Annotated in this window: 3 protein-coding genes; 2 read left to right on the top strand and 1 reads right to left on the bottom strand. The window is 32.6% G+C overall.

Annotated features, from left to right (window positions below):
* Positions 1–873: mechanosensitive ion channel family protein (locus DMP16_RS09005; protein WP_143577126.1), on the top strand; the 873-nt coding region annotated here is incomplete at its 5' end.
* A 17-nt stretch (positions 874–890) separates the two neighbouring features.
* Positions 891–2369, top strand: coding sequence for an AarF/ABC1/UbiB kinase family protein (locus tag DMP16_RS09000; protein ID WP_069283698.1), 1479 nt, complete (start codon positions 891–893; stop codon positions 2367–2369).
* 11 nt (positions 2370–2380) lie between these two features.
* Here DMP16_RS09000 and hsp14 read toward each other — a convergent pair.
* A partial coding sequence (hsp14, locus tag DMP16_RS08995) for an archaeal heat shock protein Hsp14 (RefSeq protein WP_143577125.1) occupies positions 2381–2703 on the bottom strand: 323 nt, incomplete at its 5' end.

Genomic DNA, 2703 nt, shown 5'->3' with positions numbered 1-2703 from the left:
TTTATTATATTAGTAATAGCCATATCCGTAGTCTTCGTTTTATCTAATATTTTACACTTAATTACACTAAGTATCTCACTAATTATATATGCTATTCTAATATTGACAACTGGAATAGTGTTAACGAGCTTAATTTCGGATTTTATCAAATCACAGAAGTTATCTAGGCTTCTTGGAGCTACAGTAAGTGAAGGTTTATCTCTAATGATAAGAGTAATAGGATATACAATCTCTATTATTGCAATTTTATCATTATTTAAAATAGGCATTACGAGTATACTATTCGGTAGCACTGCTATTGGTCTCATTTTAGGATTAGCATCACAAGACGTGCTATCTAATATATTTGGAGGCATAGTACTTTTCATAAGTAAACCGTTCGGAGTAGGAGATAGAATAACTTTTACCACTTGGCAATATGGATTGATAGCTCCAACTTTTCCTCCTAAGTATTTTAATAATGATTTCTTAATTCCTGGGTATACTGGCGTAGTCAAAGATATTTCTTTAATGTGGACTACCATACTGACAGATGATAATATTATCATGAAAATTCCTAACAGCATTATGATACAAGCTGCAGTTCTTGTTCATGACGAAGACTATAGAAGAGTAAGAACTAGATTTGAGGTCAGTAAAGATATCGACCCAGATCTTTTTATAACCAAAGTAAAGTCTGAATTATCAGAATTAGACATATTTGTCGGAGAACCCGTAGTAAGGGTTATTGAAACAACCTTAAGTACTTACATAATCGTAGTTGATGCATTAGCTAAGGGACAATATGAAGAGCCAATAAGAGATCAAGTGCTTAGGAAATTAATAAATATTCAGAAACAATTATTAGAGAAGACTAAAGCCGTAAATACTTAGGAAAGTTTAGTATATATGTGATAAGGAGATTACTAAAAGTATTCTTTAAACTAGCCCCTAGGATATTAGCTTACAGAAGATTTAGACAAATGATCTTAGAGGACAAATCAATAGATGAAAGAGAAGTTAGTCAAGAAGCTAAGAAGTTTGTAGATACTTTGATAGAGCTAGGTCCAACATTTATAAAATTCGGTCAAATCTTATCTGTAAGACCAGATATAATGCCTGAAACTTACATAAAAGAGTTATCTAGGCTTCAAGACGAGGTACCACCAGCACCATTTAACGATGTAAAGGAAATTCTAAAGGAGGATTTAGGTGATGAAATAAGCATTGTTAGTGAGGAACCCATCTCCTCTGCTTCATTAGGACAAGTGTACTTAGGAGAGTATAAAGGTAAAAAGGTAGCTATAAAGGTAAATAGACCTAGGATAAAAGAAATAGTAAGTGAAGATATAGAAGTTATGAAGAGATTATTTCCTTTACTTAAACTAGTTTTTGATGAAGGTTTCTTAGAAATAATAAAGGTTTTCATGGACGAATTCTCTAAAAGAATATTTGAGGAAATGGATTATACTAGAGAGGCGTTTTATTTAAATAAGATAAGAGAAGAACTGTCTGATTACCCATCCTTGAGAATTCCTAACGTTATCAAAGCTACTAAAAGAGTTCTAGTGATGGAGTATATAAAAGGGTATAAAGTAACTAGTGACACTGCCAGAAAAATAATTAATGAGAATATTCTAGCTTATAGGGTTTTCAGATTATTCATGTACATGCTATTGAATAAGGAGTACTTCCATGCAGACCCTCATCCCGGTAATATTGCAGTGGACGATGAGGGAAATATAATCTTATATGACTTCGGAATGAGTGGTAGAATTGATGAAAAAACTCGGACCTTATTGTTAAGAGCGTATGTAGCAATGGTAAGAATGGATGCTGAAGCTTTGGTCAGAGTATTAGATGAATTAGGAGCAATACAACCATTTGCCGATAGGAGAGTGCTAACTATGGGATTAAAATTATTTATGCAGTCCATGCAAGGTATAGAAATAAGTGAGCTAGAGTTACAAGATTTTGTACAACTAGCAGATCAAGTTTTCTTCAAATTTCCCTTAAGAATGCCGTCCAGGTTAGTCTTACCATTTAGAATGATAAATGTTTTAGAAGGCACTTGTAGGGAAATAGATAGTAATTTTGATTTCGTAAAATCATCCATAACTTTTCTAGAAGAGGAAGGATATACTACGAAAGTTGTAATTGAGCAAGCGAGAGAGTTATTAAATGGACTAATTAATAGGTTTAGGAACTTTCTTCTATCGTATCCACAATATCAAACAGAAATTACACAAACAAGGAAGAAAAATTCAATAACTGATTATTTACCACAAATCATAATAATTGTATCGATAATAGTTTATATCCTAACCAAAAATATCATACTAACCTTACTTATAATCGTATTAGCTATCTCCATTTATGGTAAAAAGTAGGTTTAAAAAAATTACTCTATTTTGACTGAAACAGCCCCCTCTATAGGTACTCTGATAGTTAATACACCATTATCATATTTAGCAGAAACTTGAGCATCCTTCTTAACTTTAGCCGGTAAGTTAATTCGCCTATAAATTTTAAGAGGTCTTTGTGTTACGTACTTAGTCCCAATATACTGAATATCTCTAGTCGCAGATATAGTTAGAACATTATCTGCCGTTAGTCTTACATTAATCTTATCCTTGCTAAAGCCTGCTAAATCAGCTATAATAACTAGCTCTCCTCCTTCCTCATAAATATCAATAGGCGGTGCCACTGACTCATAAAACTCTC

The sequence above is a fragment of the Sulfolobus sp. B1 genome (assembly GCF_007050195.1).
GTDB lineage: Archaea > Thermoproteota > Thermoprotei_A > Sulfolobales > Sulfolobaceae > Saccharolobus.
The sequence above is the reverse complement of the archived record's forward strand: the minus strand, read 5'-3'. Positions and strand labels throughout refer to the sequence as shown.